The sequence below is a fragment of the Limnothrix sp. FACHB-881 genome, assembly GCF_014698135.1.
Classification (GTDB): Bacteria; Cyanobacteriota; Cyanobacteriia; order CACIAM-69d; family CACIAM-69d; genus CACIAM-69d.
The window spans coordinates 249,958-275,490 of the sequence record NZ_JACJSN010000002.1; the positions used below are offsets into that span (position 1 = coordinate 249,958).

The following is a 25,533-nucleotide window of genomic DNA, read 5'->3' on the forward strand; positions in this document are numbered from 1 at the left end:
CTACTCCAACCCATTAAATAGTTGTTCCTCGATCGACGGTAGCAAATCTTCGATCTGCTCCAGCTCCTCGGGATCCAGTAATTCTGGCTGTCCCTGCTCATTCATGCGGGCCACAATGAAGAATGGATCCAGCGGCGTATAAACCGCGTACTCCGTTTCATTATGAAAAAAGCTAGCTAACCACTGGAACTCATCCACATCTTCGCCGGAGCCGTTCCCTTCCCAGGGTTCATCGTCCTCCGGCTCTTCGGGTAATTCGCCCTCAACGGTCAGCACGATCGCCGTGCGCTTCAACTTCAAGTTCTCCTCTGCCAACACCGCCTTCGCCGTGTTGAACAGGAGATCGATCTGTTGCTCGTTCTCGATCGGGACGGCTTCCTCGTCCTCGTCGTCACCCTTCCAGGTCACAATCTCAACCGGGGAATCCACCGGGTGTAAGAGCACATACTCGGAGCCTTCCACCTCGATCGAGTGCTCAACAAAACACTCCAATGTCCGACCCGTGGCATCGGACAGGGTGATGGTGGGAACGTCCCACGCAGTATCTTCTTGGGTCATGCGCGCGATGGAAATCGAGACCTTAAAAGTATCCCCCATGAGGGCAGCGTTGCCGCAGGGAATAATGAGGATTTTCCCGCCCTGCTCTCAACCACCGGACTGACAGCAGAATGGCCAGGCCATTGGCTCACCCACAAAAAAGCCCCCTGCACAGGAGGCCCATTGCGGACTAGAGGAGTAAGTTCACCCTCAATACCCATCTTTCACTCAGTGCCTATACCCGATCGAGAAACCCATAACAGTGCTGTTCCGAGTGCCGTGAATTGTGCCGAACACTGGGCCACCAATTGAAGGGAAAAAAAGAAAGGGCGATCGCACCGGTATTCTCAGCCTCAGGGGCATCATTGAGAATCAAGATGGGATTGATCGTACTTGAAAAATGAATTGGGAAAAACCGGTTGCAAACTGCTGAACATTCTCTTTTGAAGCGATTGTTTCAGTGAACAACCTTCAACCCAACATCTCAATTCAGCGAATCTAGCAAACTTCATGAATGGTCGTTGCGCAATCGCTGATTCAGCCATTCAACCAACGGAACCCTTAACCAATGGCATCTTCTTCAGACAGCATCTCTAGAAGATTGTCGGGATCCACATAATGGCAAACCGCATCATCAACACAAATCAAAGCCCAACCCGATGCATCAATATCCATTAATTTGTAGGAGGCTTCTTGGACAAAAAAGCCCTTATGATTACGGGTTTCCGGCTTAACAGTAACGTTGTTCGCAGACATTTCCCTAACTCCTGAAACGGTGTGACGACGAACTGAACTGGTCGGGTAAAGCAAGTCTAATAACTTGTATCGCAAAATCCTATCATTCAATTTTTGATTGTCCAGTAAAGTTCTGTGACATCTTGCAACCCCTTGTTAAATGTAAATGCTGTAACCAGGGAGCTGCTGAACCCTGTTTTTTCGAGGGTTTGACCTGTCGGAGATTTGGCCTTTTGGGGTCACAATCGTTCGAGAAAGTGTAAAGTTTTTTGACAATTAAAAATGGAGCCAGTTTTTACCTGACTCCAATGCCAAAAAATCAATAAGACGCGATCCCAGCGCGATCCCTAACTATCAAAGATCCAAGCTTTGATCCGCTGAAAGCCTTTGCTGTTGGGTTTTTGGGCGATCGCCTCTTCCAAATTTTTCTGAACTTCTTCGGCCGCGTCTTGGTCAATCAAAACCAACTGGCTGGCGATTTCCACCTGTTCGCGCACCCCTTTTTGACCGTCTTCGATCATGGCAACAGCCAGATTTACACGGGCTTGGGCATCCTGGGGATTGAGTTTCACGGCTTTTTTAGCAGCTTTGAAAGCCAATCCCGCTTGGTCAGTCAGCAGATACAGCCATGCCAAGCAAGTCCAAGGGGGGCTGCTTTTGGGGGCCCGATCGCACACGGACTTGAACAGCGGAATCAGCACAGCGGGATCTTCACCGGCTTGATAGCGATCGATGCCTTGCAAGAACAGTTCTTCGGCGGTTAACGTCGCGGAGTCAGTGGTTTCCGCATCCGCAAGTTCTGAAGTGACAACAGGAGTTTCGGCCATGGGTCAACCACGAAAAAGAATGAGGGTCAGTCCTGACGAACGATCGCCAACGGGAAGCAACCCGCCAGCACCGATCGCCCAAAGGCTTGGTCTTTGACCACTGTTGAAGGGTTGCGTTGCGCGCACAAAGTCGCGATCGCCCCGAAAACGGAATGGCAGGGATAATTCCGAATCCTAACGATACCAGCAAACGCGAAACGGCAATCCCGAAGGACTGCCGCCGCTGACAGAGGGGCGATCGATCGTCCCCCCAACGGGCCCCACCAAACTGATGAAACCCAGTTAAGGACAGGAGGCCCAGTTCAAACCAACTCAACTCAAGCTAAATCAGCTCAAGCTAAATCAACTCAAACTAAATCAACTCAAACTAAATAAACTCAACCAAAACCCAGTAGCTCGTAGCTTGTAGGGTGGGCAATGCCCACCGAATCGTTCCTTCATGGCATCTGCGCTATGGCGTGCCAATGATTTTGGGTAAAGGCTGTAGGTTCAATCCCAACTAGGCCGAAAAAGACTTCCCACAGCCGCAGGTTTGGGTAGCGTTCGGGTTGCGGAATTGGAACCCGCCGCCAATCAAAGCCGTGCTGTAGTCCAGTTCCAAACCATAGAGATACAGCAGGCTTTTCGGATCGCAAATCACCTTGAAATCGCCGTAATCAAACACATCGTCATCGGGGCGAATATTCGCTGCCGTCTCAAAGTCCATCGTGTAAGACAAACCCGAACAACCGCCTCCCCGAACGCCAACTCGCAAGCAGAGGTCGCTTTGGCCTTGGCTCTGGCGCAGGTTGAGCAGGTGTTGGCGGGCCGACTCGCTAATTTGAATGCCTTGCTTGGCGGGAATGGTTGAAGTAGTCATAGGGTTCAAAGGGCTGGGACTAGCAACTGCCTGGGGATGGCTCCGTGGAGGAAGGCCCCAGAGTTTCGCGGAATCTATGAAATCGATGAAATCTGATGAAATCTATTGTAAGCAACTCCTCCAGCTAATTTTCAGTAATTCCAGGAGGCTATAGGTTCTGGCGATGTGACGATCACTTAACGATCATCTAATGATCGTCCTCTGCCTGAATGCTCTGGGCTGAAACCACGGCAAAATAACCACGGTAAAATCAGCCCGCCGCAGGAAATCACAGCACAATCACCCCACCGTAGTGGCATGACAGGCTTAATACATTGGGTCAAAGTTGCGAAGCCAGTCGTGGTAACAAGGGGCTTAAGCCCCTTGCTGCTTAACGATCAGGTGACGGTAACAGCCATGTAATTTAGCCCAACGAATTGAGGCAGCCACGCTAGTAGGGTCTGTCGTCAAATCCTCTGAAACTCTGATTCCACCGCTAACGGTTCTTGAAGGCCAAGGCCCTTAAGCCTCCTGTTGCGACGATCGGGGCACGGAAAATCAACCGTTCCTGCCTAATCCCAAGACATCACAACCGCCCCTAAAACCTCCCGTATGGTTAAGCCACCGTTTCGTCAGGCTAGCGCTGATGCTGGGTTTGGCAAGTGCTAGTTGGGAAGAATTGCGATAATGGAACTGGAAAAGCTGTGTCAGAACGTGAAAATGGGGTGCGCACTGCTCTTTCCAATGCGCTGTGTTGTTGGGGATCTGGGATATGCAAAGTTTGCCAAAGGCGACGATCGAACGGTTAACACAACTTCCGTTGTTGCGAACCACTTGGCAGGGAGACCTGAGACCGGTTCATAGCCGTGCCCTCAATACCCGCGCAAACCATGATGCCCAAAGGCTCTGTGTGTTGTGGATGGATGTTAGTCAACCCTCGTTGCGTGCTTTGGAGCCGGTGACAGAAGAGGCGGGGTTCGGAGCGGTGGTGCGGGTTTTGCTGCAGGCCATTGAACAACCCCGAGGACAACAGCCGCCGGGACGGCCCCAGCGGTTGGTAGTTTGCAACCGAGAATTGCAATTTTTCCTGCGCGGCGCACTGCAAGGGCTAGACATCAAGGTGGAATACGGCGCGAAGCTGCCTCTGGTTGATGATGTGGTGCAATCGCTGGAAGCCTATAACCCAGAATTGGAAGTGCGAGACATTTGGGATTCGCCCCACGCCAAACGGCTGGTTCAAGCAATTCGGGCCACCTGGCGATCGGCCCCTTGGATGTTGTTGGCTGAATACGAAGTGGTGGAAATTAAATTTGAGCTGGATGAGCCACACCAGTTCTATCTATCCACTTTGGGTATGGAGGGGTTGGAGCTGGGATTGTTGCTCTATCGATCGCTGGAATCGTTGGAGAAATTCCGCAAAGATATCATTAGCAGCCCCCATCGATCGGAACCGCACAAGATGGAAGAAATCTTTCTGAATCAAGATTGTTTCTTCCTCACCTTCAATGATCTAGAAGAGAGTGAAGCACCATCCTCCCAAAGCCCCATTTTGAGTGAATCGGCTTGGCCAGAATTGGGCAGCATTCATCCCCTTGAAGGAATGCGGGATCATTTATCGGATGATGAATTGATGGTGATGGTCGTAATTTTGGAAGCGCTCAATCAGTTCATCAAGCGCAATAACAAAATCCTTTACGATGCTGACGATTTCCCAAGCCTCAAAAACCAATTTCGGATTCTGAATCCCTTAGCGAATCCTAATCCTGGCCAGAAGCGTAAACAGGACAACATTGCTGTCACGATTCAAACGCGCCCTGATGTGACCCTGCGATTGCTGGAATCCGTTGCGGATCCGGAATCCCTGGCGGCTCATTTGCTGATGCCCGATCTTATGGATGACTTGGATGAGGATGCGGAGGGCATGGCCGCTTTGGAGCAAATCCAAAAATTGCTGTCCCTTGCATCGGGACGGGATGTTCCTTTGGGATTGGGCAACCCTAACTTGAATCCTGGCTATGTTCCCAGGGCGCTGAAATCGGCATCGTCTCAACAATTGCCATCAGGTTCACGCCACTATTCTCAGGAAATTGAGATGGATTGGTTGCCGGAGGGAACGTTGGTCAATTTGGAAACCAATTTGCCTCGGGTGACCTATGACATGATCCCGGATACTTTTCGATCGCCCTTGGTGGACTATCCCTTCACGCCAAATAGTTTGACGGGTGGCGGTTCGGTGCAGGAAGGCCAGCGGAAAAAAGCTGGTTCCGGAAAGGCTGCTGGAAAGGCCGCTGCTCAGTCGTCGAAGCGATCGCCCCAGAGTTTCCCGCTACTGGCTTTGCAAACCTCCCAGCCCAAAGCCAAGGCGTTGATTGATGAAGTGCTGAGTCAAGATCGCCCGATCGCGATGGGGGTAATGTCGAGTTATGACCAGTTTGATCAGGCTTACGATTTATTGGTGCTTTGCACGGCGCAAGGTCGTTTGCTGGGGGTGAATGTTTATTGGCAAGATGACCCGTTCGATCTCGCATTGATTGAAGACTGGCACAAACGAACCAAGGCGGCGGGAAATCGCTGCTCGGTGGCGGTGTTTAAGGGAGCCACGGGCAAGAATCGCGGCATGGTTGATCCATTAGATCTGATGCGGTTGTGGGATATCCATGTGTTGAGCATGGAAGATTTGCTCCGATCGGCAGTGCAGGCTCAAATTGCAAGGGAGAAGGCCTAGGGGCGACGGAAGCGGGCAACTGCGATGTTACAATCTGTTAATATTTTGGGCGATCGAGTTGGGTTAACCGTTCCAGGAACCCGCCGCCCGATCGCCCCTACTCACCCGATGCACAGAAGGATTTGAGGCAGCCATGCGAGTCGCGATCGTGGGAGCCGGATTAGCCGGATTAGCCACCGCCGTGGATCTAGTCGATGCGGGCCATGAAGTGGAAATCTTTGAGGCCCGCAACTTTGTTGGCGGCAAGGTTGGCAGTTGGGTTGATGCAGACGGTAACCATGTGGAGATGGGCTTGCACGTCTTCTTTGGCTGCTATGAAAACCTGTTTGGCTTGATGAAAAAGGTGGGAGCCTTTGAAAATCTGCTGCTGAAGGAGCATACCCACACCTTCGTAAATCGGGGTGGCAATTTGGGCGAGCTGGATTTTCGCTTCCCGATCGGGGCCCCTTTCAACGGTCTGAAGGCTTTTTTCACCACTTCGCAACTGTCGGTTGCCGACAAGCTGGCTAACTCGATCGCCCTGGGAACCAGCCCGATCGTCCGGGGATTGGTAGACTTCAATGGCGCAATGAAAACGATCCGTGAGCTGGATCGGGTCAGCTTTGCCGACTGGTTTCGCAGCCACGGTGGCTCCGACGGCAGCTTGAAGCGGATGTGGAACCCGATCGCCTACGCCCTCGGCTTCATCGACACCGAAAATATTTCGGCGCGGTGTATGCTCACCATCTTCCAATTCTTCGCTGCCAAAACGGAAGCTTCGGTGTTGCGGATGCTGGCCGGCTCGCCCGATGAATATCTGCACAAGCCGATCGTGAAATACATCACCGATCGCGGCGGCAAAATTCACCTGCGTCGCCGCATTCGGGAAGTGCAATACACCGAAAGCAGCAACGGCGAAATCCGCGTCACGGGCCTTGACGTGGCCGACGGGGAAGCCACCGAGCGCATCACGGCCGATGCCTACGTGGCCGCCTGCGACATCCCCGGAATTCAGCGCCTGTTGCCGGAATCCTGGCGCAAAATTCCCGAATTCGACAACATCTATAAGCTGGAAGCCGTGCCCGTGGCCACGGTGCAGTTGCGGTTCGATGGCTGGGTCACGGAAATGCAAGATCCCGAAGCCATGAAGGATCTGAGCAAAGCACGGGGCCTGGATAACTTGCTCTATTCGGCCGATGCGGATTTTTCTTGTTTTGCGGACTTGGCCCTTACCAGCCCCAAAGACTACTACCGTGAGGGCCAAGGCTCCCTGCTGCAATTGGTGTTGACTCCCGGCGACCCATTCATCAAAAAGTCCAATGAGGAAACGGTGCAGCATGTCCTCAAGCAAGTCCATGACCTGTTTCCCTCATCGCGCAGCCTGAATCTGGTGTGGTCAGGGGTGGTGAAGCTGGCCCAATCGCTGTACCGCGAAGGGCCGGGCATGGATCCCTATCGCCCCAACCAAAAGACCTCGATCGAGAACTTCTTCTTGGCCGGCAGCTACACCATGCAGGACTACATCGACAGCATGGAGGGTGCAACTCTCTCGGGCAAACAGGCCGCGAAGGCGCTGTTAAGCACCAAACTCCCGATCGCGGCCTAGCCATCGGCTGCCCATGATGGGGTTGATGGGGTCATCCTCGGGCAACCGGGGGTAACCGGGCGATCGGGTCATATCTTCAGGTGCTGATCGCAGCAACGTGTGGGGTGGTTAATGGCCACCCTCCAGGTTTAACAGTGTTGATCGTGCAGAAGTGTTGATTGTGCAGACGATTCAAACCAGTTCAGGCCAGTTCTGAACCCACTTTTCTGCATCTCAAAATTCTGGTGTCAAAATAAATCAATTGGTTATAAATCAATTGGTTGCAAGCACGGTGATGTTCACATGCTAGAAACCCTGACCGCCCCGATCGCCCTGGCAGACTTTTTGGAGTTGCCGGAAACCCAACCAGCGAGTGAATATATCGACGGGCAAATCCTGCAAAAACCCATGCCCAAAGGAAAACATAGCCGAATCCAAAGCAAGTTGACTGCGTTCATCAATGCAGTAACGGAACCCTTAAAGTCAGCCAGTGCATTTACCGAATTGCGTTGCACCTTTGATGGGCGCTCGATCGTGCCGGATATTGCTGTCTTTTCTTGGGAACGGATTCCCAAAGATGAATCGGGTGAAATTGCCGATCGATTTCTGCTGGCTCCCGATTGGGTGGTGGAGATTCTGTCTCCTGATCAAAGCCATGCCCAATTGTTTAAAAAACTACGCCATTGCTTTCAGCACGGAACGATCGCTGGTTGGATTATTGATCCTGCAAACAAAGCGGTGATGATCTATCGGCCGGGTCAAGAGGCACTGTTGTTTGATCTAGAAGAAATGCCCGATCGCCCCTTGCCCATTCCAGAATTTGTCGGAGAGCTAACCCTCACCTCAGAAGTTTTATTTAGTTGGCTAGCACTCTGAAACTGCGAAAAATGCCAAGAATGTCAAAAATTCAAATTCTTCAAATCCTGCAATTTCTTGTCCAGCCTTTGCCTAGAACCATTTGCCTAGAACAATTGGTACGACAGATTTCAGATGCCATAAAATAACAATTCGGTGGGCAATGCCCACCCTACGGGCTAAGGTTCACCATTAGTGAATTCACCATTAATTAACTATTAATTAACTATTAATTCACCAGTTTCTGTTGGGCTTGCCGTTGCTTTTTGCGTTCGACCATGGCCGATAAATGCCGTCGCAACAGAGCGCTACCTTGCAAATTCTGATTTTCTAAATATAAATCTCCCGCCTTCACCAACCGAGGAACTGCTTCATTGTCATTGAGCAAATTGGCCAAGGCCAGACCCCAGTTATGGTAAGCCTCCGGCCAGTTGGGTGCTAATTCTAGGGCCGTTGCAAATCGCTCACCGGCTGCTCGATAGTCCCCTTGCGTAAACAGCGTTTGTCCTTGATTGAAAGCCGCGATCGCCTTAGGAATTCGATCGCCGTTCTCTATTGGCAAGGGAACCGCCTCCGTGAACAAAATCGATCGGCTACCCTGGCCGCGATAGGCCCAAATCATAATCCCTAAAGAGCCACCCAACACCGCACCAATTACGCCAAACCAAAGGGCAAAGTCCCCCCACTCCAAGCCCAGGCGATCGAGCAATGGGGAGTCAACCACTGCCGTGAGTGCTGTCATGAGTGTTGTCATCACTGCTGTCATTACCCCGATTATGATCATTGATGGATGAATCTGCTGAATTTGACGAACGGATCTGATTCGTCGGTTGCATAGACCAATTTCTAATCAGTTTAAAACCAATCAGAAACGAATAGAGCCAAGGGATAACTCAATCTTCCCTTGGCTCTGCAATATTTAGCGCTAAGTTTTGAGTGCTAGGTTTCAACAGCGTTTTTCACGGCTTAGGATTAATCAACGGTTGTAACTTAGCCTCTTAACTGAAGCATTTTGACTGAAGCACTTTGGCTGAAGCACCCTGACTCAGTACCTCAATTCAACGTCTTGAGCTTGAGTTTCTTGAGCTTGAGTTTCATCTCTGGAGCTTTATCACTGGAGCTTCAACTTTTCAATCGATGGCTGATTGCGATGGTTAATGCTGTTGCCTTCCCGATCGCCCGATCGCAGGCCAAGCCGAGCCAAAACCCCTAAGCCGGTTGGCGAAACAGCGTTGATAGATAAACCCGCGACACCCGCCGATCGCTCTCCCCGTTTTGCAACAGAAAAAGCGACAACGCCGCTGCAAACACCCGATTCAAATCCCAGTCGGGATGCACTTCCAAATAATCCTTAAGGGCTTCGTGGAGTTCTTCAGGAATTTCCGCCACGATGCTAACTGTGCCACTCATCGGCAAAACCCCAGCCACATTGGTAAGCGGCAACATTGTGCGCCAGGCTCCCGGCGATGTCAATGCTGCGAAATATTGCGATCCAGCTCAAAAACTCAGAATTTTTTCGGGATAGCACATATTTTTGCTCATTTAATTTACATAAAGTCATGAAAAATCGCCTTTTATGAGAAGTCGGGCGATCGCCCAAAACAATCCCCAACTGAACGACAAACCGTATCGTTGGCGACATAGCCTGTGGAAAACTCCGTCATTTCTGTGGAAAACTTGGGGGTCTTCTGTGGAAAGCCTGTGGAAAACTTTCCCCCAAGATAAGAATTTCCCCTTTGCAAAATGATTTGCATCCTCAGAAATCCTAACCGGGGGCCTTGGATCGTCAGCCCAGCGCCCAATGCGATAATGGAGGTGTTGAATTCAGCCCAGCTAGTCGTGACCGTAACCCCGCTCCGTTCCGCCACCTTCAATGCCCAAGTGCCCGATGCCCTCGGCCGGTTTGGCCAGTTCGGCGGCAAATACGTTCCCGAAACCCTGATGCCCGCCCTGGCTGAGTTGGAGCGGGCCTACGAGCACTATCGGCACGATCCAGACTTTCAAGCGGAACTGCAAGGGTTGCTTCAGGACTATGTGGGTCGTCCCAGCCCGCTCTACTTTGCCGAGCGACTGACGCAGCACTATGCCCGCCCCGACGGCAGCGGCCCGCAAATTTACCTGAAGCGCGAAGACCTGAACCACACGGGCGCACACAAAATTAACAACGCGATCGCCCAAGCCCTCCTGGCCAAGCGGATGGGCAAACAGCGGATCATTGCCGAAACCGGAGCCGGTCAACACGGCGTGGCCACGGCCACCGTTTGCGCCCGCTTTGGCCTCGATTGCGTGATTTACATGGGCATCCATGACATGGAGCGTCAGGCCCTGAACGTGTTCCGCATGAAGCTGATGGGTGCAGAAGTGCGACCCGTGGAAGCGGGAACCGGCACGCTGAAGGATGCCACCTCGGAAGCGATTCGTGACTGGGTGACCAACGTGGAAACCACCCACTACATCCTGGGTTCCGTGGCTGGTCCCCACCCTTACCCGATGATGGTGCGCGACTTCCACGCCATCATTGGTCAGGAAACCCGCCAACAGTGCCAAGCCAAGTGGGGCGGACTGCCAGATATTTTGCTGGCCTGCGTCGGCGGTGGCTCCAATGCTATGGGGCTGTTCCATGAGTTCGTGACGGAACCAACCGTGCGGATGATTGGCGTGGAAGCGGCCGGCGAGGGGGCCGAAACCGAAAAGCACGCGGCTACCTTGACTAAAGGCCGGGTGGGCGTGTTGCATGGGGCCATGAGCTATTTGCTGCAAGATGGCGACGGCCAGGTCATTGAGGCCCACTCAATCAGCGCTGGGTTGGACTATCCCGGCGTGGGCCCGGAACATGCCTACTTGAAGGATGCGGGACGTGCGGAATACTACAGCGTGACGGATCAGGAGGCGTTGGATGCCTTCCAGCGGGTGTCGCGTCTGGAGGGAATTATCCCGGCGCTGGAAACAGCCCACGCCTTTGCCCATCTGGAAAAACTTTGCCCGACCTTGGAAGGTAGCCCCAAAATTGTGATTAATTGTTCGGGCCGGGGCGATAAAGATGTGCAAACGGTGGCTAAGGTGTTGATGCCTTAGGCCTGGTTGGCACACCCGATCGCTTGGGACGGGAAGGGCTGATTTTCTAAGCCACCTCCGTGGGGGCGTACAGCGGTACGCCCCTACCCGGATGCCTTCTACTCCCGAGGTTTTGCCCCAAAATTTTGCCCCGAAATTTTGCAAAGGGCGACGGCCAAATCAGGGGAGCATCGCCACCGCCAAAACCGCACGAGGGCGAGAGTTGCAACAACCATGAAAATTTTGGGCGCGGGCCTCAGCAAAACGGGCACTTCTTCACTTCATGCGGCTTTGCAGATTCTGGGGTTGTATGGGCTGCATTTTGATCGCGATCGCCTGAACGAGATCCTCAGCGGCAAGGTCACCCAACCCAATTTCCGCTGCTACGACGATGTGGATGTCGTGACGGATTTGCCCAGCGCCTATTTTTATCGGGAGTTGGCGGCCGCCTATCCCGACAGCAAAATCATCCTGACCGTGCGCGATGTGGATGCCTGGTGGCGCAGTGTGGAATTTCACATCAATCATCGCTTCCCCGTGTCACCTAGCTTGGGGATTCGGGCCCAGCTTGCCCAGCGTTGGCAGCTCGATCGCTGGTTGAGCCATGGGCCTTGGCCGACGGATTGGCAAGTGGGCTGGCAAAACTTTTGGCAAGAAAGTGCATCGCAACAGTTTCGTCGCGACCTGCGCAATTGTGTTTATGGCTCGGCGATCGCCACCGAATTTCTTTATAAGAAGAAGTATCTGGAGCATAACGATCGGGTGATGGCAGAAATTCCGCCCGATCGACTGCTGGTGATGAATATTCCCGCCGGGGATGGTTGGGAAAAACTCTGCCCTTTTTTAGGTGTGCCAATTCCCGATCAACCCTTTCCCCACGCCTACAAAACCGAGCACCAAGCCTACAAACGCTGATCAACAAAAAGCAAGACTGACCCTGTGTTAGAGTCATTCCGACCCGATCCGGATGGTTTAAACAATTCCCATGGCCAGACTCAGCGGAATCTTGCTGCACCCCACTTCGCTCCCCAGTCGCTACGGAGTGGGTGATCTGGGTGACCAGGCCATTGCCTTTTGTGACTGGTTGCAGGCGGGGGCCCAGCGGGTGTGGCAAATGTTGCCCTTGGGGCCGGTGGGTGCTGGCAATTCGCCTTATATGAGTTTTTCTGCGATCGCTGGGGAGCCGTTGCTGATCAGCCCCGATCGCCTGGTGGAAGCTGGCTGGCTGCCCGCCGCCGCCCTCGAACAAGTGCCCGATTTCAATCCCCATCGGGTGGACTTTGCGGCGGTGCGGGCCTACAAAGAGCGCCTGTTTGTCCAAGCCTGGGCTGGGTTCCAAGTTCATGCCACCGCAGAACAACGCACCGCCTTTGAGGAATTTTGCACCGAGCAGGCCACCTGGCTCGAGGATTTTGCCCTGTTCATGACCCTGAAGGCAGAATTTGGCCAAATTGTTTGGAACCGTTGGGATGTGGGATTTGCCCAGCGAGATCCGGCCGTGTTGGCCGCCGCCCGCCAAACCCTGGCCGAGCCGATCGCCCTGCAACGGTTTTTACAATTTGTCTTCTTTGAACAGTGGCAACAACTGAAGACCGCTGCCAACGAACGGGGCGTGCAATTGGTGGGCGATGTGCCCATCTATGTCTCCTTCGACAGCGCCGACGTTTGGGCCAATCGCGAGTTGTTTGCTCTGGATCCAGACACCCTCGATCCGGCTCAAATGGCCGGCGTACCCCCGGACTATTTCAGCGCCACGGGGCAACTGTGGGGGAACCCGGTTTATGACTGGGAAACCAACGCCCAAACGGGCTATCACTGGTGGATTAACCGATTCCGCCATTTGTTCACCATGGTGGATTGGGTGCGAATTGACCACTTCCGAGGGTTCGAGTCCTTTTGGGCCGTGCCCCAAGGGGAAGAAACCGCCATCAATGGCGACTGGGTTCCGGGGCCGGGCGCTGCATTTTTTGAAGCGGTGCAGGGGGCCTTGGGCAAGCTGCCGGTGATTGCGGAAGATTTGGGGATTATTACGCCCGAGGTGGAAGCACTGCGCGATCAGTTCCAATTTCCCGGCATGAAGATTCTGCAATTTGCCTTTGACTCCGGCAGCGGTAACCCCTATTTGCCCCACAATTACCGCAGTCCTAACTATGTGGTTTATACGGGAACCCACGATAATGACACCACGGTGGGTTGGTTTAATGGCCGATCGCCCGAGGAGCAACAGCGCGTAATCCGCTACGCTGGCTATGCGGGCCCCGATGGCATTCAGTGGGATCTCACCCGGATGGCCATGGCCTCGGTGGCCGACTGGGCGATCGTTCCGTTGCAAGACTGCTTGGGCTTTGGCAGCGATTGCCGCATGAATGTGCCCGGCCAGGCCGATAGTAATTGGGAGTGGCGCTGTTTAGAGGGATCCTTTGCCCCTTGGATGGCCGATCGACTCCGGGAGTTGGTGGATTTGTATGGCCGCTGGGGCTAGGGGCAACCTTGCCACGATCGAGCGCCTGATAGTCGTCATCATCAGCCAGGCCACAAAACCGGCCTGAGGACACGAAGGATCAGATTTTGGAGCATAACCCCCACCCGATCGACTCGGGTGTATGAAATCAGGCGATCGCCCCGCATGAGCAGAAACTTTGCCAATCGCCGTCTTGATCTGGCGCGAATCATGCCCGAATCATTCCTTGAAGAATTCGGGCAGAAGGACGCGGGCACAAGACGGTTTTTGCTCAATGCCCTCACCCTATTTGCCGCCATTTCCCCCGAGCAACAACACCAAGCCATCAACGATCTGATTCAGTTTGAAATTATCATTTTGTCCGATCGCTCGCGGGAATTTTTGCGACGACGGGTGCAAGGCTTGCTGAAGCGATTCTACTTGCAAAAAAATCTGGGTGAAAACGATATTCGTGAATATTACTATCGTTATTACATCCTCACGGGTACGATTCCGGAGCGCCTAACGCCCGATTATCTAAACTTTTTGATGAAGTTCATCGTAGGCATTGAACTCATCATCATGATTTTCTGCATGAGCTTCATGGAGCAGCAGCGCTTCTTTGAACTGCAAGGAAAATATTCCACCCAAGCCCTGTTGTTTTATCACTACATTCGCCCCATCCGCGACAAGTTAGTTCGAGAACGAGTGGTGACGCGGGATCCATCCGGTAATCACTACTATCGGCGGCCCAGCCTCGATCATTCCGAGGTGATGGATTTTGTCTTTGATGTGTTCGATCTCGATCGAATCGTTGCCTTGGGCGAATATGCCGAAAAACTAGCCTTTGAGCGGGACTACATCCACAGCGGCCCCGATGAGCTGGAGTCGGACGGATCCTGAGCGCCATCCCCCTTGCGATCAATGGCTGGCCTATGGCGTAACCGTTGCCTGAACCTTCCCAAATTGCCCTAATCATCCTGCATCACCCTAATTGTCCTGAGGAACCGGGCCAGCCCTTGGGAACCTGGTGATACTGGTTACGTCCTTAATTGAGGAGCCATCGAAAAATAGCCCATGACCACGATTTACTGAAAAGAATCAAGCTCCTGGGTTCTAATTCCAGTCACTATCAAAGCCTGCTTTTAAAATCAACCCAACCACTGGGTTTTGTTTTCAGTAACTCTTAAAATCAAGAAACTGACTGAGTTAATTAGATAAAATTTCTAAGCTTCAACCACCAGAAAACTATTAATAGAAAACCCTAGCCTCAAGCTGCATTTCCCAGGCATGGGCAGGAGGCTTGGGGGGATCGCGGTTGATGATCCCTAACCGAAGGACGGGATCGATCGGCCATTGATCGCCCATAAATCTCCTCAGCCCTTCAGGATCAATCCGCCTGGGATGCCTTCCTTTTGGCTCGATCGCCCCTTAGGCCCCAACCCCACACCATTGCTATCCCCAAACAACCCGAGCCGATCGCCCCGATGGGATTGGGCGGATTGAGCGATCACTCCACCGGAGCGTTGGCCAAGACGCGATCGCCATTCAGCCGATCCTGAAAATCCGGTTCCCAACAGTCGCTCCCCAGACGAACCAGACAGGGCGATCGTTCCCGATTATTTTCCAGAAAAATCAAGAATTGCGGGAACTTTTTGAAAACTTTTCAGAACATTTTGTTCTCGCAAAATTCCCCAAAAAAAATTTCCCCACTTCCGGATTCTTCGATCGCTTCCCGAAGGAATAGGCAGCGAACCACAGTTCACCAACCCGCACAGGGAACGCAACAGCAATTCACTTGCACCTCGATAGCGGTTCCGGTTCCACCGGCCCCTAAGCACCCAAGAATGCAGGACTTGCACCAGCGTTTGGGACTCGAACTCGTGACCGCAATGGTTGCGGCTGTTCGTCCGCGCCTCTTCAACTCAACAGCTCACCTTTTGCAACTCAAGTCCACTGGAGGAGTCAATGGCTGTTATTAACGGAACCAACTTTCCCGATGTCATCCCCATTACTGAAACCCAAGCCGCCCTCGACAGCCTGGCCGGGAATGATGTGATCAGCGGTTTGGATAGCAACGACATCATCCGGGGCTATAACGGAGACGATCGCATCCTGGGCGGCAACGACAACGATCGCCTGTTTGGCAACCAAGGCGTAGATACCCTGGAAGGGGAATCCGGCGACGATGAATTGCTCGGCGGTGCTGGCAATGACCTGTTGTTGGGCGGACTCGGCAATGACCTGATGTTCGGCAACATGGACAGCGACCAACTGTATGGCGGCAGCGGCGGCGACGAGCTGTATGGCGGCAAAGGCAACGACCTGCTGTTTGGTGAAGACGGCGACGATGTGTTGTCCGGCGACCTGGGCGCAGACACCATGCGCGGTGGTCAAGGCAACGATACCTTTGTGATCGGTCGCCGCAGCGACAGCTTCTCGGCCCAGACCGGTCAAATTTCCACCGGCGGTTCCACCATCCTGGAAGCCGACGTGATTGAAGACTTCAACCAATTTGGCCAAGACCAAATTCGGCTGATTGGCGGAGTCACCATGTCTGACCTGGAAATCTTTGATGGTTCCGGTCAAACCGCTGGCAGCGCCATCATTCGCGACAAAGGCAACAACCAAATTTTGGCGGTGGTGAAAGGGGTCAGCGCCAACCAACTGATGAACACCCCCGGCACGTTCAGTTCCGATGGTGTGCAACCTGGATCTGTGCCGCCCCAAGGCGCACTGCAATTTTCGGTGGCCAACCTGACCGGCACGGAAGGTTCCCAAGTGGAAGTGACCGTGACGCGGGATGTGAACCAATCGGCGGGTGCGGTTTCTGTGGATGTGGGCGTGTTGGGCGGCACGGCAACGGCCAACGCAGACTACAAAACCTTCAACCAAACCTTGAACTTTGCGCCGGGTCAAATTAGCCAAACCTTCAAGGTGGATCTGATTGACGATGCGCCTTTGGCCGACAGCGGCGAAACGATTCGGATGTTGCTGTCTCGTCCCACGGGCGGCGCAATCTTGGGCAAGCAGGATTCGGCAATCTTGACGATCGTGGACAAGGGCGCAACGGGCGGCGGCGGAACCACTGGCTCTTCCACTTTCCAATTCAGCGGCGCAACCTACACGGCGACGGAAGGCACGGCCACGGTACAAGCGGCCATCAACATCACCCGCACGGGCGACACTTCCCAAGCTGGCTCCGTCACCTTCTCGACCGGTACAGGCGGCACGGCGACGGCTGGCTCGGACTACACGGCGGTTGCGAACCAAGTGGTGAGCTTCGCGGCGGGTGAAACGGTCAAAATCGTTAACGTGCCGGTGTTAACCGATGCGATTACGGAAACTGATGAGACGGTGAATCTGACTCTGACGGCTCCCACTGGCGGTACGTTGGGCACTCAGGCCACTTCGGTGCTGACGATCAAGGATGCTTCGACCTCATCGACCACTCTGCCCCCGGGTAGTACGGCGGTGGGTAACACGTTGCAGTTCAACGAGCTGAACAACGCGGCTACGATTGATGCGAGTCTCCTCAGTCTCTTCCCTGGTGGGGTTAATGGCGGTGCTGGCGATGATCAGTTGACGGTTCCTGCCACTACCCCAGTAACGCCTGCCACAGTTCGTGGTGAAGCTGGCAATGACGTGATTAATGGCGTAGCAGCTACTGCTCCACTCACCGTCGATGGCGGCGCGGGTAACGATTTGATTACGGGTAGCACGGTTACTGGCGACAAGCTGGTGGGCGGCGCAGGAGATGACATCATCACGGTCGGTGCTGCTGGTGGCGCAACGATTGTGGGTGGTTCTGGTTTGGATCGCATCACGGTGGCGGGCGGCGCAGCCAATACCTTTGCCTATCAAGGTAGCGACGCAACCACGAGCTTCTTGACCGCCGACCAAATCACCGGTTTCGTTGCTGGGACGGATAAAATTGGCTTAGGCCCAGACATTGCGAGCCTAGTGATTTCGGTTGAAACGGTTAATGCGGATGGCGGAGCGGCTGCCGATGACTCGGCATTTACGTTCGTGGATGCGAGTGGCGTGAAGAAGTATCTGGGCGTGGCGCTGAATGTGGCAGTTACGCCAGCACAATTGGCAACAACCCTGACTAACGTTTCGTCTAGTACGTTCACGGTTTAGTTCAGAAGGGGGTTGAGCGAACTGAATCGCACCTGCCCTGTCGTGACTGCCAAAAATTTCACTTCTGTTTGGAGGGGCTGGGTCGATCGACCTGGCCCCTTTCTTTAGTCGTTAGCGCGGGGCCTTTGTCCAGCCAGCCGCGATCGCCTCCGCCTCCGAACAGAACCAGCGTTCCCCTCGCGATAGGTCGATCACGGTGCGCTCATAGTCCCGCATTCCTGGCAGGTGATATAGCCGTCGCCCGGTGCTTTGGCCGTCCGTGGTTTGGGAGATGTTGCCTTTGATCGGGCAGTTGGGATCGGGTGGGGTGGTGGAACGGCTGCTGGGGGCTGATTGGGTGTTGGGTCGCTGTTGGGCCTGGGCCGGTGCGATCGCCGTGGAGCCGATAACCAGGGCGATCGCACCGCATAAAAGCTGATGAAGCATTGAGATCACCAAAAGAAAAGGGTCTGAAGCCCCGCCCTTTTAAGGCGGCTTTTTCTATGATCAGTTTCTATAATGCTAGCTATGAAAGCACGATTTCGCTACCGAATCTATCCCAATCGCCTGCAAAGATTAATGCTGGCGAAGACGTTCGGTTGCGCTCGTATGGTGTGCAACGATGCAATTCGGTTGCGTCAAGACCTCTATCAGAAAGGGGAAAAAGTTGGCGACACTGAGCTTCAGAAATGACTGATTACCCAAGCCAAACTTTCTGCTTTTTGGAACCAACAAATGACCAAAGCTTGTCCAATTGCAGGATTAAACGGCCTTTTTTTAGGGCGTACTTGGGACTGATGAGGGATGTTTGAAGTGTAAGATATTACTTGCTCAGAACCCCAAATAACATTAATTAGAAAAACACAAGCATGACTTTACTGGAACTTCGTGAAGCAACCTTAGCCTTGCCATGGCGAGATCGGTGGTTACTACTTTGGACTGTCATTCGATCGCTCTTCATGTTCAAACCACAGGAAATGCCACCGACGATCCTTGAGCGCATGGGTGGATTACCAGAGCATTGGCTTCATGATGGTGATTTGGCTGATCGAGATTTAAGGCGAGTCGCCTTGGCCGATCGACTCCATCAATCCACTACAGATCAATCATGAAGTCAGCAAAAGTGCTAGTGGACTCAGGCGTTTTAATTGCTTTTTATAATGCTGAGGATCGATACCACAGTCGAGTTGTTGATTTCTTTAGAACTTGTCGAAGTGAACTGATTACAACTTTGGCTTGTGTCACGGAAGTACTTTGGTTATTGAATAAAAGCTGGCAAGTTCAAAATATTTTCCTGAACCACTTAGCACAGAATATTTATCGCTGTGAGTCATTAAATCGTCATGATTTTCAAAGAATTGTAGAACTCAATGAACAATACTCAGATTTGCCTGGAGACTTTGCAGATTTAGCATTGGTAGCTATTTCAGAACGATTACGAATTGCAGAAATTGCAACTTTAGATCAGGATTTCGATGTTTATCGTCGCTACCGCAAAGAGCCTTTTATTCGGGTCTTTCGCCCCTAACTTGATCAAACTCAGGTTACGCATTACCCACTATCTACTCGCTAGTGAAGTCTAGCGACATGGGATCGCGCGGAATTTGTGGGGAGTGGGTTCCCTGAGGGCGGCCAGTTCATAAACAGGAAGTACCTCCACGATCGGGTGGAGCGCGGGCCGCATACTGGATTTATTCGCGATCCGGCGTTCTGCCAAGTTTTGGAGGCCCGGCTGCTCACCATCAGGAGATGCTGCCATGAAAACCAACCGATTTTTCTCAATTTTGACCGCCAGCCTGGCGATCGCCACGATCGTGCCTTGGGCAGCGCCGGCCCGAGCCGATTTAATTGCCCTGGGGCCGGGCATGAGTGAGCCGATTCTTCGATCGGGCACGGCCGGCGGCAGCACCAGCACCAGTTGTGGCTTTGTGGCCGGTACGCCCAACCATCGCCTGGCGGTGGGTCAGGATTTTGGCTCCCTGCGGGTGAAGGTGCAGGGGGGTGATGGTTTAACGCTGTTGGTGGTGGGGCCGAGCGGTCAATTTTGCATTCCGGCGGCCAACGGGGTGGCGGAAATGCCGGGCTATTGGGGCGCGGGCAACTATGACATCTTTGTGGGCGATCGCAACCCCAGCGGCCGCCAACCCTATCAACTCTCGATTTCCACTAATTAATTCCCACTAATTAATTTCCGTTAATTAGTGCTCAAGATTAGTGCTCAAGGTGAGTACTCAAGATGAGTATTCGAGAACTGCAAGAGCGTTCAATAGCGTTGGTCGGGTGGGGTGGCATCTCTTAGCTCTCGTTTGCCCACCTCCACCGCTTGCACATCGATCGTGCCGGGGGCCGATTGGCGCTGCACCGTTTGCCCTAAACCGCTCAGGGGTGTGCCGCAGTTCGGGCAGTTGCTGCTGAAGCCGCGCAGGGTGGTGACGGGATAGCCACAGGCGGGGCAGGGGCCGGCCACCAAGTTGCGCCGCAGCCACCACAAACCAACCACACTGAGCACGATCGGGGTCAAAATCACCAGCAACAGCAACCAACCGATCGCCTGCACCACCACCCCTAAACCGATCGCATTCAGCAGCCCGATCGCCCCTAAAATCAGCAACCAGGGCCCCAGGGCCGCGATCAGAATGGGCCAAGCTTGGGTTGATTTCCAATTAAAACGGTTCACAATCGGGTCAGCCTCTCAGCGAAACAATGGGGGCGATCGGGGTTCCCCAGAATTCGTTATTTAACCTCATTAAATAACCCCAAAAATAATCCCAAGGTGCAGCAATGCCATATTCAGCGCTGAGCTGTCTGGAATGCAGAAAATACCCCATTTCCAGTATGGGCCGCAGGGGTGGCCAACCCAAGCCGATCGGGGGTGGGGTTGCCCGGCGCGATCGGGCGGGATCGCCCCCCTAGCGAAGGGTAGTTTTTGAGGCAATACGGGTCTTTTTGCGATCGGCCTCCGACAGGTCATCGCCCGCCTGGAGTTTGGTGGCCTGGGTTTGCAGCACCGTCGCCGCGTTGCGATCGCCCATTTGCAAAGCCGTTTGGGCCGCCGCTTGCAGCATGGTCACCGCACCTTGGCGATCGCCCGTTTGCAACTTGGTTTCGGCAATTTGGGTTTGGCGATATTTGGCCAATGCGCCGATGTGAGCCTGTACCGGGGCATTGGGAGCCGGGTGAAAGAGTTCCAGCGATCGCCCAATCACCGCGATCGGCTCCGACAGCAGATCCACCTGGCCCGTCGCCGGATCGTCATAACAAACCTGCACTTGAACCAACCGATGATCCCCCGGCGGCAACTGGGCCACATAGGCATTCACCAACACCACCCGCGGCCCATCCACCATCAAATCGCCCAACCGCACCTCCAGCCGACCATCGGGCAACTCCTGCGCCGTCAGTTCCACCGTTTCCGGGGCCACCTGGGCGATCGGCTTCAGCTCCGCCAAGCGCACAGGTGACTCCAACGCCAACAACAACCGCGCATTGGTTAACTGCACCGACTGCACTCGGGCCAAGAGCCTTTCAAAGGCGGCGGGCGCATCTTCCGGCTGTTCGATGTAGCAAAGGGCCCCGGCTCCTGCGTCGGCAATCTGTTCCAGGGTGTCTTGGTTCCAGTGGCTGCCAAACCCAAGGCAATGGACTGAAATGCCGTAGCTCGCGGCCAATTCCGCCATCTTTAAGCAGCGGGGATCGTTGCCGTGCTCATTTTCCCCATCGGTGAGCAGGAAAATTTGCGACACCGAGGGTGCAGTGGGCAAAATTCCGCTGTGATCGGCGTTGACATTGCCCAAAAGGCCCGATTCCTTACGCGATCGCGCCAGTTCTTCAATGCCCAGCTTCAGACCCTCATCAATGCAAGTGCCGCCACCGGCCGCTAAACCCTCGATCGCCTGCAAAATTGACAGCGGCTCCGGGGCCACTTCCTGACAAGGCAAGATCACTTGGGCCTCGTGGTCAAAGGCCACCAACGACAGGCGATCGCCCAGGGCCAACTGACCCACCAACTGACGCGCCGCCGCTTTCACCATCTCCATCGGTCGGCCGCGCATGGAACCGCTGCGATCGAGAATCAAACACAGGTTCGATCGCACCCGCCCATGGCCGGCCTGGGCCGCCACCGAAATCGCCAGTTGCCGCTGGTTGCGGGCCAACTTGGCATCCAAATTGGCATCACTGAGGGCACATTGCACAAGGGCTGGCATGATTTGCACCTCCTGCCGGAGAAAAACGCATGGAACGCTGGCGGGCCTCAACCATCGCCATCAAAACGATAGCAAGGAACCCAACGCTGAAACCTGCAACCGCACTGAAGACCACTCATCGCCCCGGCAACCGGCGCACCGGCAGCCCCAGGAATCGCCACCCACCGCAAACCACCCACAGCAAACCACCACCGCAATAATTGATTGAGAACCATTGAGCAGTCACGAGCGATGGCTTTTTTCTAGGCTATGACTGAAGCGCGACCGGAATCTATTCTGAATCGTCCCGCTTTCTCCGGTTCTAACAAAATTCTATGCAGAAGATTCACCCGAATCTGCGGCGATGGTTGCTTGGCTTCGTGAGTCCCGTGGTGATGATCGGGGCGATCGGGTTGCCGGCCCAAGCAGAGACCGTTGCGCCCAGCTTTTTCCAAGGATCGACTCCCCTCAGCCTCACGCTTCAGGAATTGGACGATCGGTGGCATGTGTTTAGTGTCACGGGGCAAATTGAAACCAGCAATATGCTGTCTCTGACGGCGGCGATTTTTGGCGCATCTCCCAGCGACTATTACACGAAGGGCGAAATTGCGGAGGTGGGCGGCGAGCAATTTTTGGTTGCCTACCGTGTCATGCCCGGCAGCATTACGGAACCGGCCGCCGTCAATGGCAGCACGCCAATTCATGTGTCGCTGATTCATCTCGATCAGGTGGCTTCTTTGAACGATTTCCGGCCCTTCAGCCTGGTGACGGAGATCGATCGCCTCAAGGCCCTCATCCAAAGCCGCGCCGCTTCGCCGTTCAACATGTTCAACGGCGGTGGCCCGCCGCGCTCTTTGCCGCCACTTCCCCGATCGACTCCTTAAAACCTTTTCCAGAAATTTTGCGGGGCGATCGGTTTGTATCGCCCGCCCGATCGTGATCGATACTGCGAGCCAAGAGACCGGATCAACAAAAGCGGGTTAGTCGTTTAGTTTGGCGAGTTCAGCGCGCCCAATTTTTTCCAAATTCTTGGTAGATCACGAGGTCGCAATCGGATGATTAATTCATCAATGCAATGCCTCGTTGCTGCTCGCTTGATACCTTATCCTTACTTTATAGGTACTACCCATAGTTGTAATGCCTGAATAGCTGGTAATTATTTATACATTCACCATGCAATTATTGATCAGACCGTAATAACGACGCAGAGCGCTAAGCCAAATGTGCTCTCCATTACAGATTAAGCAGCGCATTTATTATTTTTTGCTCATGAAACTTAACTTGATCGTCAGTGTCGGTCAGGTAATAATTCCTGTTGAAAGATGACTGACATCGTAAAGCTTTCAGGACAATCAAGCTAATCACGTTGATCAGTCCCCTTGCAGAGGAAAGACACATGCTCAAAACAGTTCTTGGTCATAGTGATGATCCTGATTCCCAAGATGCTATTGAAGAAGTGCTAGAGCAATGTACCCGTGAATTGGCAGGAATGCTGCCCAAGGCAGGATTGTTATTTGCGGCTATTGATTTTGATCATGCCTTAATTTTACAAAAAATCAATCAGGTTTTCCCGGGTTTGCAACTCATTGGTTGCACCACCGATGGAGAAATATCTTCAATTTTAGGGTTTCAACAAGACTCGCTGACCCTAACGCTATTTTGCTCAGACACCGTAGAAATTTACGCGGGTGTGGGTCGCCAAACCGAACAGGACGCGATCGCCGCTGCTCACCAGGCCGTGCAGCAAGCCACCGAAAAAAGCCTAACCCCCGCCAAACTCTGCATCACAGTTCCAGCCAGTTATACGGCTGATGGTTCAACAACCAGCGGCGAGCAAATTTTGGAAGGATTGGAGCTAGCTTTAGGGAAAAATGTCCCCGTTGTGGGTGGAACCGCAGGCGATCAATTTCGATTCCAGAAAACCTATCAATTTTTTGGAACAGAGGTCTTCACCGATGCTCTGCCGGTTCTAATTTTTGCTGGAGATTTGCGCTTTTCCCATGGCACTGGTTGCGGTTGGCAGCCCATTGGCTCTAAGAGCACGGTCACCAAATCTCACAACACAGTGTTGTATGAAATTGATGGTCAATCGGCGCTGAACTTTTACCAAAAATATTTGGGCGATCGCCCTCCTACCGCAGAGCATCCTCTCTATATTTATGAAGGAGATAGCGATCGCTGCTATCTCCGAGTTCCCAACACCTGCGACTTAGAAACAGGCAGTATTAATTTTTTGGGAAACATCCCCCAAGGCGCGATCGTGCAATTGGCTGAAATTAGCCGAGACCAAGTGATCGCTGCCTCTGAAACTTCTTTCAAGATGGCCCTAGACAATTACCCTGGAACCGAACCAGAAGCAGTGCTGATCTTTTCTTGTTGCTGTCGTCGTTGGCTGTTGGGAACAAGAGCCAAGGAAGAATATGATTTAGTTAAAACTGCGCTGCCTAAAATCATGCCGATCGCAGGCTTTTATACCTACGGCGAGTTTGCACCACTTCAACAACAGGGTTCTAATTACTATCATCAAGAAACTTTCGTCACTCTGCTTTTAGGCACAGCATAAAAGTCCTATGGAAGCCAATGCTGATCAGCAAAAGCTACGAGAGCTAGAGAAGAAAGTACGGGTTCTCACGAAAAAATTAGAGCGTTCAGAGGCCGATCGGCGACAACTAGAAGATGCGAGTGAAGAGAGAGAACGTATCCTTAAAGTTGTTATTCGAGATTTTGAACTATCCCAAGCCAATCTGGAGCATCGCACTCGTGAACTAGAAGTGGCGCTGAGGGATCTCAAGCAATTACAAGTCAAACTAATTGAGTCTGAGAAAATGTCAGCCTTGGGTGTGCTGGTGGCTGGCGTTGCCCATGAAATCAACAATCCCATTAATTTCATCCATGGCAATTTAACTTACATCAAAACTTATACTCAAAATCTATTAAAGCTTGTTACGGCCTATCAAAAATATATTTCTAGCCCCATTCAAGAATTACAAGATTTGAGTGAAGAAATTGATCTTGACTTCTTGCAAGATGACATGATTAACATTCTCAGATCAATGCAAACTGGGAGTGAGCGAATTCAAAAAATTGTGCTCTCGTTACGCAACTTTTCGCGGTTAGATGAATCCAAATTCAAAGCAGTTGATATCCATGCAGGAATGGATAATACTCTGATGATTTTGCAGCATCGGCTTCAAGCAACTGCAACTCGCCCGGAAATTCAAGTTAGAAAGCAATATGGCAACTTACCTCCAGTGGAGTGCTATGCCGGATCGCTCAACCAAGTGTTTATGAATTTGCTGAATAATGCTATTGATGCGATTGAAGAAGCCAATCAAGCCTGCACTGATCAAGAGATGCAGCATAAGTCTCATGCAATTTGGTTACGCACAGAAGTTAATAATCAAGATCAAATTAAAATTACGATCGCTGATAATGGTCAAGGAATTCCTGAAGAGGTGCAATCACGTATTTTTGACCCCTTCTTCACAACAAAACCCGTCGGTAAGGGGACAGGTTTGGGACTTTCCATTAGCTATCAAATCATCACTGAAAAACACAAAGGTAAACTCTACTGTCATTCAATAAGGGGAGCAGGCACGGAGTTTATGATTGAAATTCCTGTGCGACAACAGTCCCCAACCTCTCGATAATG

At 52.9% G+C, this 25,533-nt stretch carries 26 protein-coding genes; 15 read left to right on the plus strand and 11 right to left on the minus strand.

Annotation, left to right across the window (positions count from 1 at the left end; all coding sequences use genetic code 11):
* The 4 genes from H6G52_RS03510 to H6G52_RS03525 all read right to left on the minus strand — a co-directional run bounded on the left by H6G52_RS03510 (position 1) and on the right by H6G52_RS03525 (position 2,958).
* Positions 1-558, minus strand: a complete 558-nt coding sequence (locus H6G52_RS03510) for a DUF3727 domain-containing protein (protein WP_099532653.1) — start codon at positions 556-558, stop codon at positions 1-3.
* A gap of 540 nt (positions 559-1,098) precedes the next feature.
* The gene (locus H6G52_RS03515; protein ID WP_099532654.1) at positions 1,099-1,293 is read right to left on the minus strand and encodes a hypothetical protein; all 195 of its coding nucleotides are present in this window, start codon (positions 1,291-1,293) and stop codon (positions 1,099-1,101) included.
* 326 nt (positions 1,294-1,619) lie between these two features.
* The gene (locus H6G52_RS03520) at positions 1,620-2,099 is read right to left on the minus strand and encodes a hypothetical protein (RefSeq protein ID WP_099532655.1); all 480 of its coding nucleotides are present in this window, start codon (positions 2,097-2,099) and stop codon (positions 1,620-1,622) included.
* A gap of 499 nt (positions 2,100-2,598) precedes the next feature.
* Entirely contained in the window at positions 2,599-2,958 is a 360-nt protein-coding gene (locus H6G52_RS03525; RefSeq protein ID WP_099532656.1) for an iron-sulfur cluster assembly accessory protein, read from the minus strand.
* Positions 2,959-3,709: 751 nt separating this feature from the next.
* Here H6G52_RS03525 and H6G52_RS03530 point away from each other — a divergent pair.
* From H6G52_RS03530 to H6G52_RS03540, 3 genes are all read left to right on the plus strand, one after another.
* Positions 3,710-5,662 carry a hypothetical protein gene (locus H6G52_RS03530; RefSeq protein ID WP_190526464.1) on the plus strand — a complete coding sequence of 651 codons (1,953 nt, stop codon included), beginning with the start codon at positions 3,710-3,712 and terminating at the stop codon, positions 5,660-5,662.
* A gap of 133 nt (positions 5,663-5,795) precedes the next feature.
* On the plus strand, positions 5,796-7,247 hold the full coding sequence (gene zds, locus H6G52_RS03535; RefSeq protein ID WP_190526466.1) for a 9,9'-di-cis-zeta-carotene desaturase: 1,452 nt from the start codon (positions 5,796-5,798) through the stop codon (positions 7,245-7,247).
* 282 nt (positions 7,248-7,529) lie between these two features.
* Positions 7,530-8,102 (plus strand): Uma2 family endonuclease, encoded by a 573-nt coding sequence (locus H6G52_RS03540; RefSeq protein ID WP_099532659.1) that lies wholly within the window; start codon positions 7,530-7,532, stop codon positions 8,100-8,102.
* Positions 8,103-8,310: 208 nt separating this feature from the next.
* On the opposite strand, the gene H6G52_RS03545 is transcribed toward H6G52_RS03540, so the two are convergent.
* Both H6G52_RS03545 and H6G52_RS03550 read right to left on the minus strand, forming a co-directional pair.
* Positions 8,311-8,823: a hypothetical protein gene (locus H6G52_RS03545; protein ID WP_190526468.1), complete on the minus strand. Its 513-nt coding sequence runs from the start codon at positions 8,821-8,823 to the stop codon at positions 8,311-8,313.
* Positions 8,824-9,290: 467 nt separating this feature from the next.
* Positions 9,291-9,491, minus strand: coding sequence for a DUF2811 domain-containing protein (locus H6G52_RS03550; RefSeq protein ID WP_099532685.1), 201 nt, complete (start codon positions 9,489-9,491; stop codon positions 9,291-9,293).
* Positions 9,492-9,920: 429 nt separating this feature from the next.
* On the opposite strand from H6G52_RS03550, the gene trpB reads away from it, so the two are divergent.
* The 4 genes from trpB to H6G52_RS03570 all read left to right on the plus strand — a co-directional run bounded on the left by trpB (position 9,921) and on the right by H6G52_RS03570 (position 14,478).
* Positions 9,921-11,156, plus strand: a complete 1,236-nt coding sequence (trpB, locus tag H6G52_RS03555; RefSeq protein WP_190353450.1) for a tryptophan synthase subunit beta — start codon at positions 9,921-9,923, stop codon at positions 11,154-11,156.
* A 213-nt stretch (positions 11,157-11,369) separates the two neighbouring features.
* The gene (locus H6G52_RS03560) at positions 11,370-12,050 is read left to right on the plus strand and encodes a sulfotransferase family protein (RefSeq protein WP_099532662.1); all 681 of its coding nucleotides are present in this window, start codon (positions 11,370-11,372) and stop codon (positions 12,048-12,050) included.
* 70 nt (positions 12,051-12,120) lie between these two features.
* The gene (gene malQ, locus H6G52_RS03565) at positions 12,121-13,617 is read left to right on the plus strand and encodes a 4-alpha-glucanotransferase (RefSeq protein ID WP_199312135.1); all 1,497 of its coding nucleotides are present in this window, start codon (positions 12,121-12,123) and stop codon (positions 13,615-13,617) included.
* A 144-nt stretch (positions 13,618-13,761) separates the two neighbouring features.
* Positions 13,762-14,478 carry a hypothetical protein gene (locus H6G52_RS03570; protein WP_099532664.1) on the plus strand — a complete coding sequence of 239 codons (717 nt, stop codon included), beginning with the start codon at positions 13,762-13,764 and terminating at the stop codon, positions 14,476-14,478.
* Between the two features lie 607 nt (positions 14,479-15,085).
* Here H6G52_RS03570 and H6G52_RS18700 read toward each other — a convergent pair.
* Positions 15,086-15,214 (minus strand): hypothetical protein, encoded by a 129-nt coding sequence (locus tag H6G52_RS18700; RefSeq protein WP_255508479.1) that lies wholly within the window; start codon positions 15,212-15,214, stop codon positions 15,086-15,088.
* A 329-nt stretch (positions 15,215-15,543) separates the two neighbouring features.
* Between H6G52_RS18700 and H6G52_RS03575 the strand changes: the two genes are divergently transcribed.
* Positions 15,544-17,718 (plus strand): Calx-beta domain-containing protein, encoded by a 2,175-nt coding sequence (locus H6G52_RS03575; protein ID WP_190526470.1) that lies wholly within the window; start codon positions 15,544-15,546, stop codon positions 17,716-17,718.
* Between the two features lie 111 nt (positions 17,719-17,829).
* Here the strand turns inward: H6G52_RS03575 and H6G52_RS03580 are convergent, their stop codons facing one another.
* Positions 17,830-18,144, minus strand: coding sequence for a hypothetical protein (locus H6G52_RS03580; RefSeq protein ID WP_199312137.1), 315 nt, complete (start codon positions 18,142-18,144; stop codon positions 17,830-17,832).
* An 81-nt stretch (positions 18,145-18,225) separates the two neighbouring features.
* Between H6G52_RS03580 and H6G52_RS18990 the strand changes: the two genes are divergently transcribed.
* Complete coding sequence (locus H6G52_RS18990; RefSeq protein WP_190526474.1) at positions 18,226-18,390, plus strand: helix-turn-helix domain-containing protein; 165 nt, start codon at positions 18,226-18,228, stop codon at positions 18,388-18,390.
* 415 nt (positions 18,391-18,805) lie between these two features.
* Positions 18,806-19,225 (plus strand): type II toxin-antitoxin system VapC family toxin, encoded by a 420-nt coding sequence (locus tag H6G52_RS03590; protein WP_190526476.1) that lies wholly within the window; start codon positions 18,806-18,808, stop codon positions 19,223-19,225.
* 51 nt (positions 19,226-19,276) lie between these two features.
* Here the strand turns inward: H6G52_RS03590 and H6G52_RS03595 are convergent, their stop codons facing one another.
* A complete protein-coding gene (locus tag H6G52_RS03595; RefSeq protein WP_190526478.1) occupies positions 19,277-19,456 on the minus strand; it encodes a hypothetical protein in 180 nt (59 codons plus the stop codon).
* Here H6G52_RS03595 and H6G52_RS03600 point away from each other — a divergent pair.
* Entirely contained in the window at positions 19,455-19,871 is a 417-nt protein-coding gene (locus H6G52_RS03600; protein ID WP_190526480.1) for a hypothetical protein, read from the plus strand. The two genes, H6G52_RS03595 and H6G52_RS03600, sit on opposite strands and share 2 nt — an antisense overlap.
* A gap of 89 nt (positions 19,872-19,960) precedes the next feature.
* Here H6G52_RS03600 and H6G52_RS03605 read toward each other — a convergent pair whose 3' ends face one another.
* Complete coding sequence (locus H6G52_RS03605; protein WP_190353510.1) at positions 19,961-20,374, minus strand: hypothetical protein; 414 nt, start codon at positions 20,372-20,374, stop codon at positions 19,961-19,963.
* Positions 20,375-20,478: 104 nt separating this feature from the next.
* Between H6G52_RS03605 and H6G52_RS18705 the strand changes: the two genes are divergently transcribed.
* Positions 20,479-20,610 (plus strand): hypothetical protein, encoded by a 132-nt coding sequence (locus tag H6G52_RS18705; protein WP_255508480.1) that lies wholly within the window; start codon positions 20,479-20,481, stop codon positions 20,608-20,610.
* Here H6G52_RS18705 and H6G52_RS03610 read toward each other — a convergent pair.
* On the minus strand, positions 20,607-21,902 hold the full coding sequence (locus H6G52_RS03610) for a VWA domain-containing protein (RefSeq protein ID WP_190526482.1): 1,296 nt from the start codon (positions 21,900-21,902) through the stop codon (positions 20,607-20,609). The two genes, H6G52_RS18705 and H6G52_RS03610, sit on opposite strands and share 4 nt — an antisense overlap.
* Before the next feature lie 314 nt (positions 21,903-22,216).
* On the opposite strand from H6G52_RS03610, the gene H6G52_RS03615 reads away from it, so the two are divergent.
* From H6G52_RS03615 to H6G52_RS03625, 3 genes are all read left to right on the plus strand, one after another.
* Positions 22,217-22,765, plus strand: a complete 549-nt coding sequence (locus tag H6G52_RS03615; RefSeq protein WP_190526483.1) for a hypothetical protein — start codon at positions 22,217-22,219, stop codon at positions 22,763-22,765.
* Positions 22,766-23,277: 512 nt separating this feature from the next.
* Entirely contained in the window at positions 23,278-24,444 is a 1,167-nt protein-coding gene (locus tag H6G52_RS03620; protein WP_190526485.1) for an FIST signal transduction protein, read from the plus strand.
* 7 nt (positions 24,445-24,451) lie between these two features.
* On the plus strand, positions 24,452-25,531 hold the full coding sequence (locus H6G52_RS03625; protein ID WP_190526487.1) for a sensor histidine kinase: 1,080 nt from the start codon (positions 24,452-24,454) through the stop codon (positions 25,529-25,531).
* The last annotated feature ends 2 nt before the right edge of the window (positions 25,532-25,533 follow it).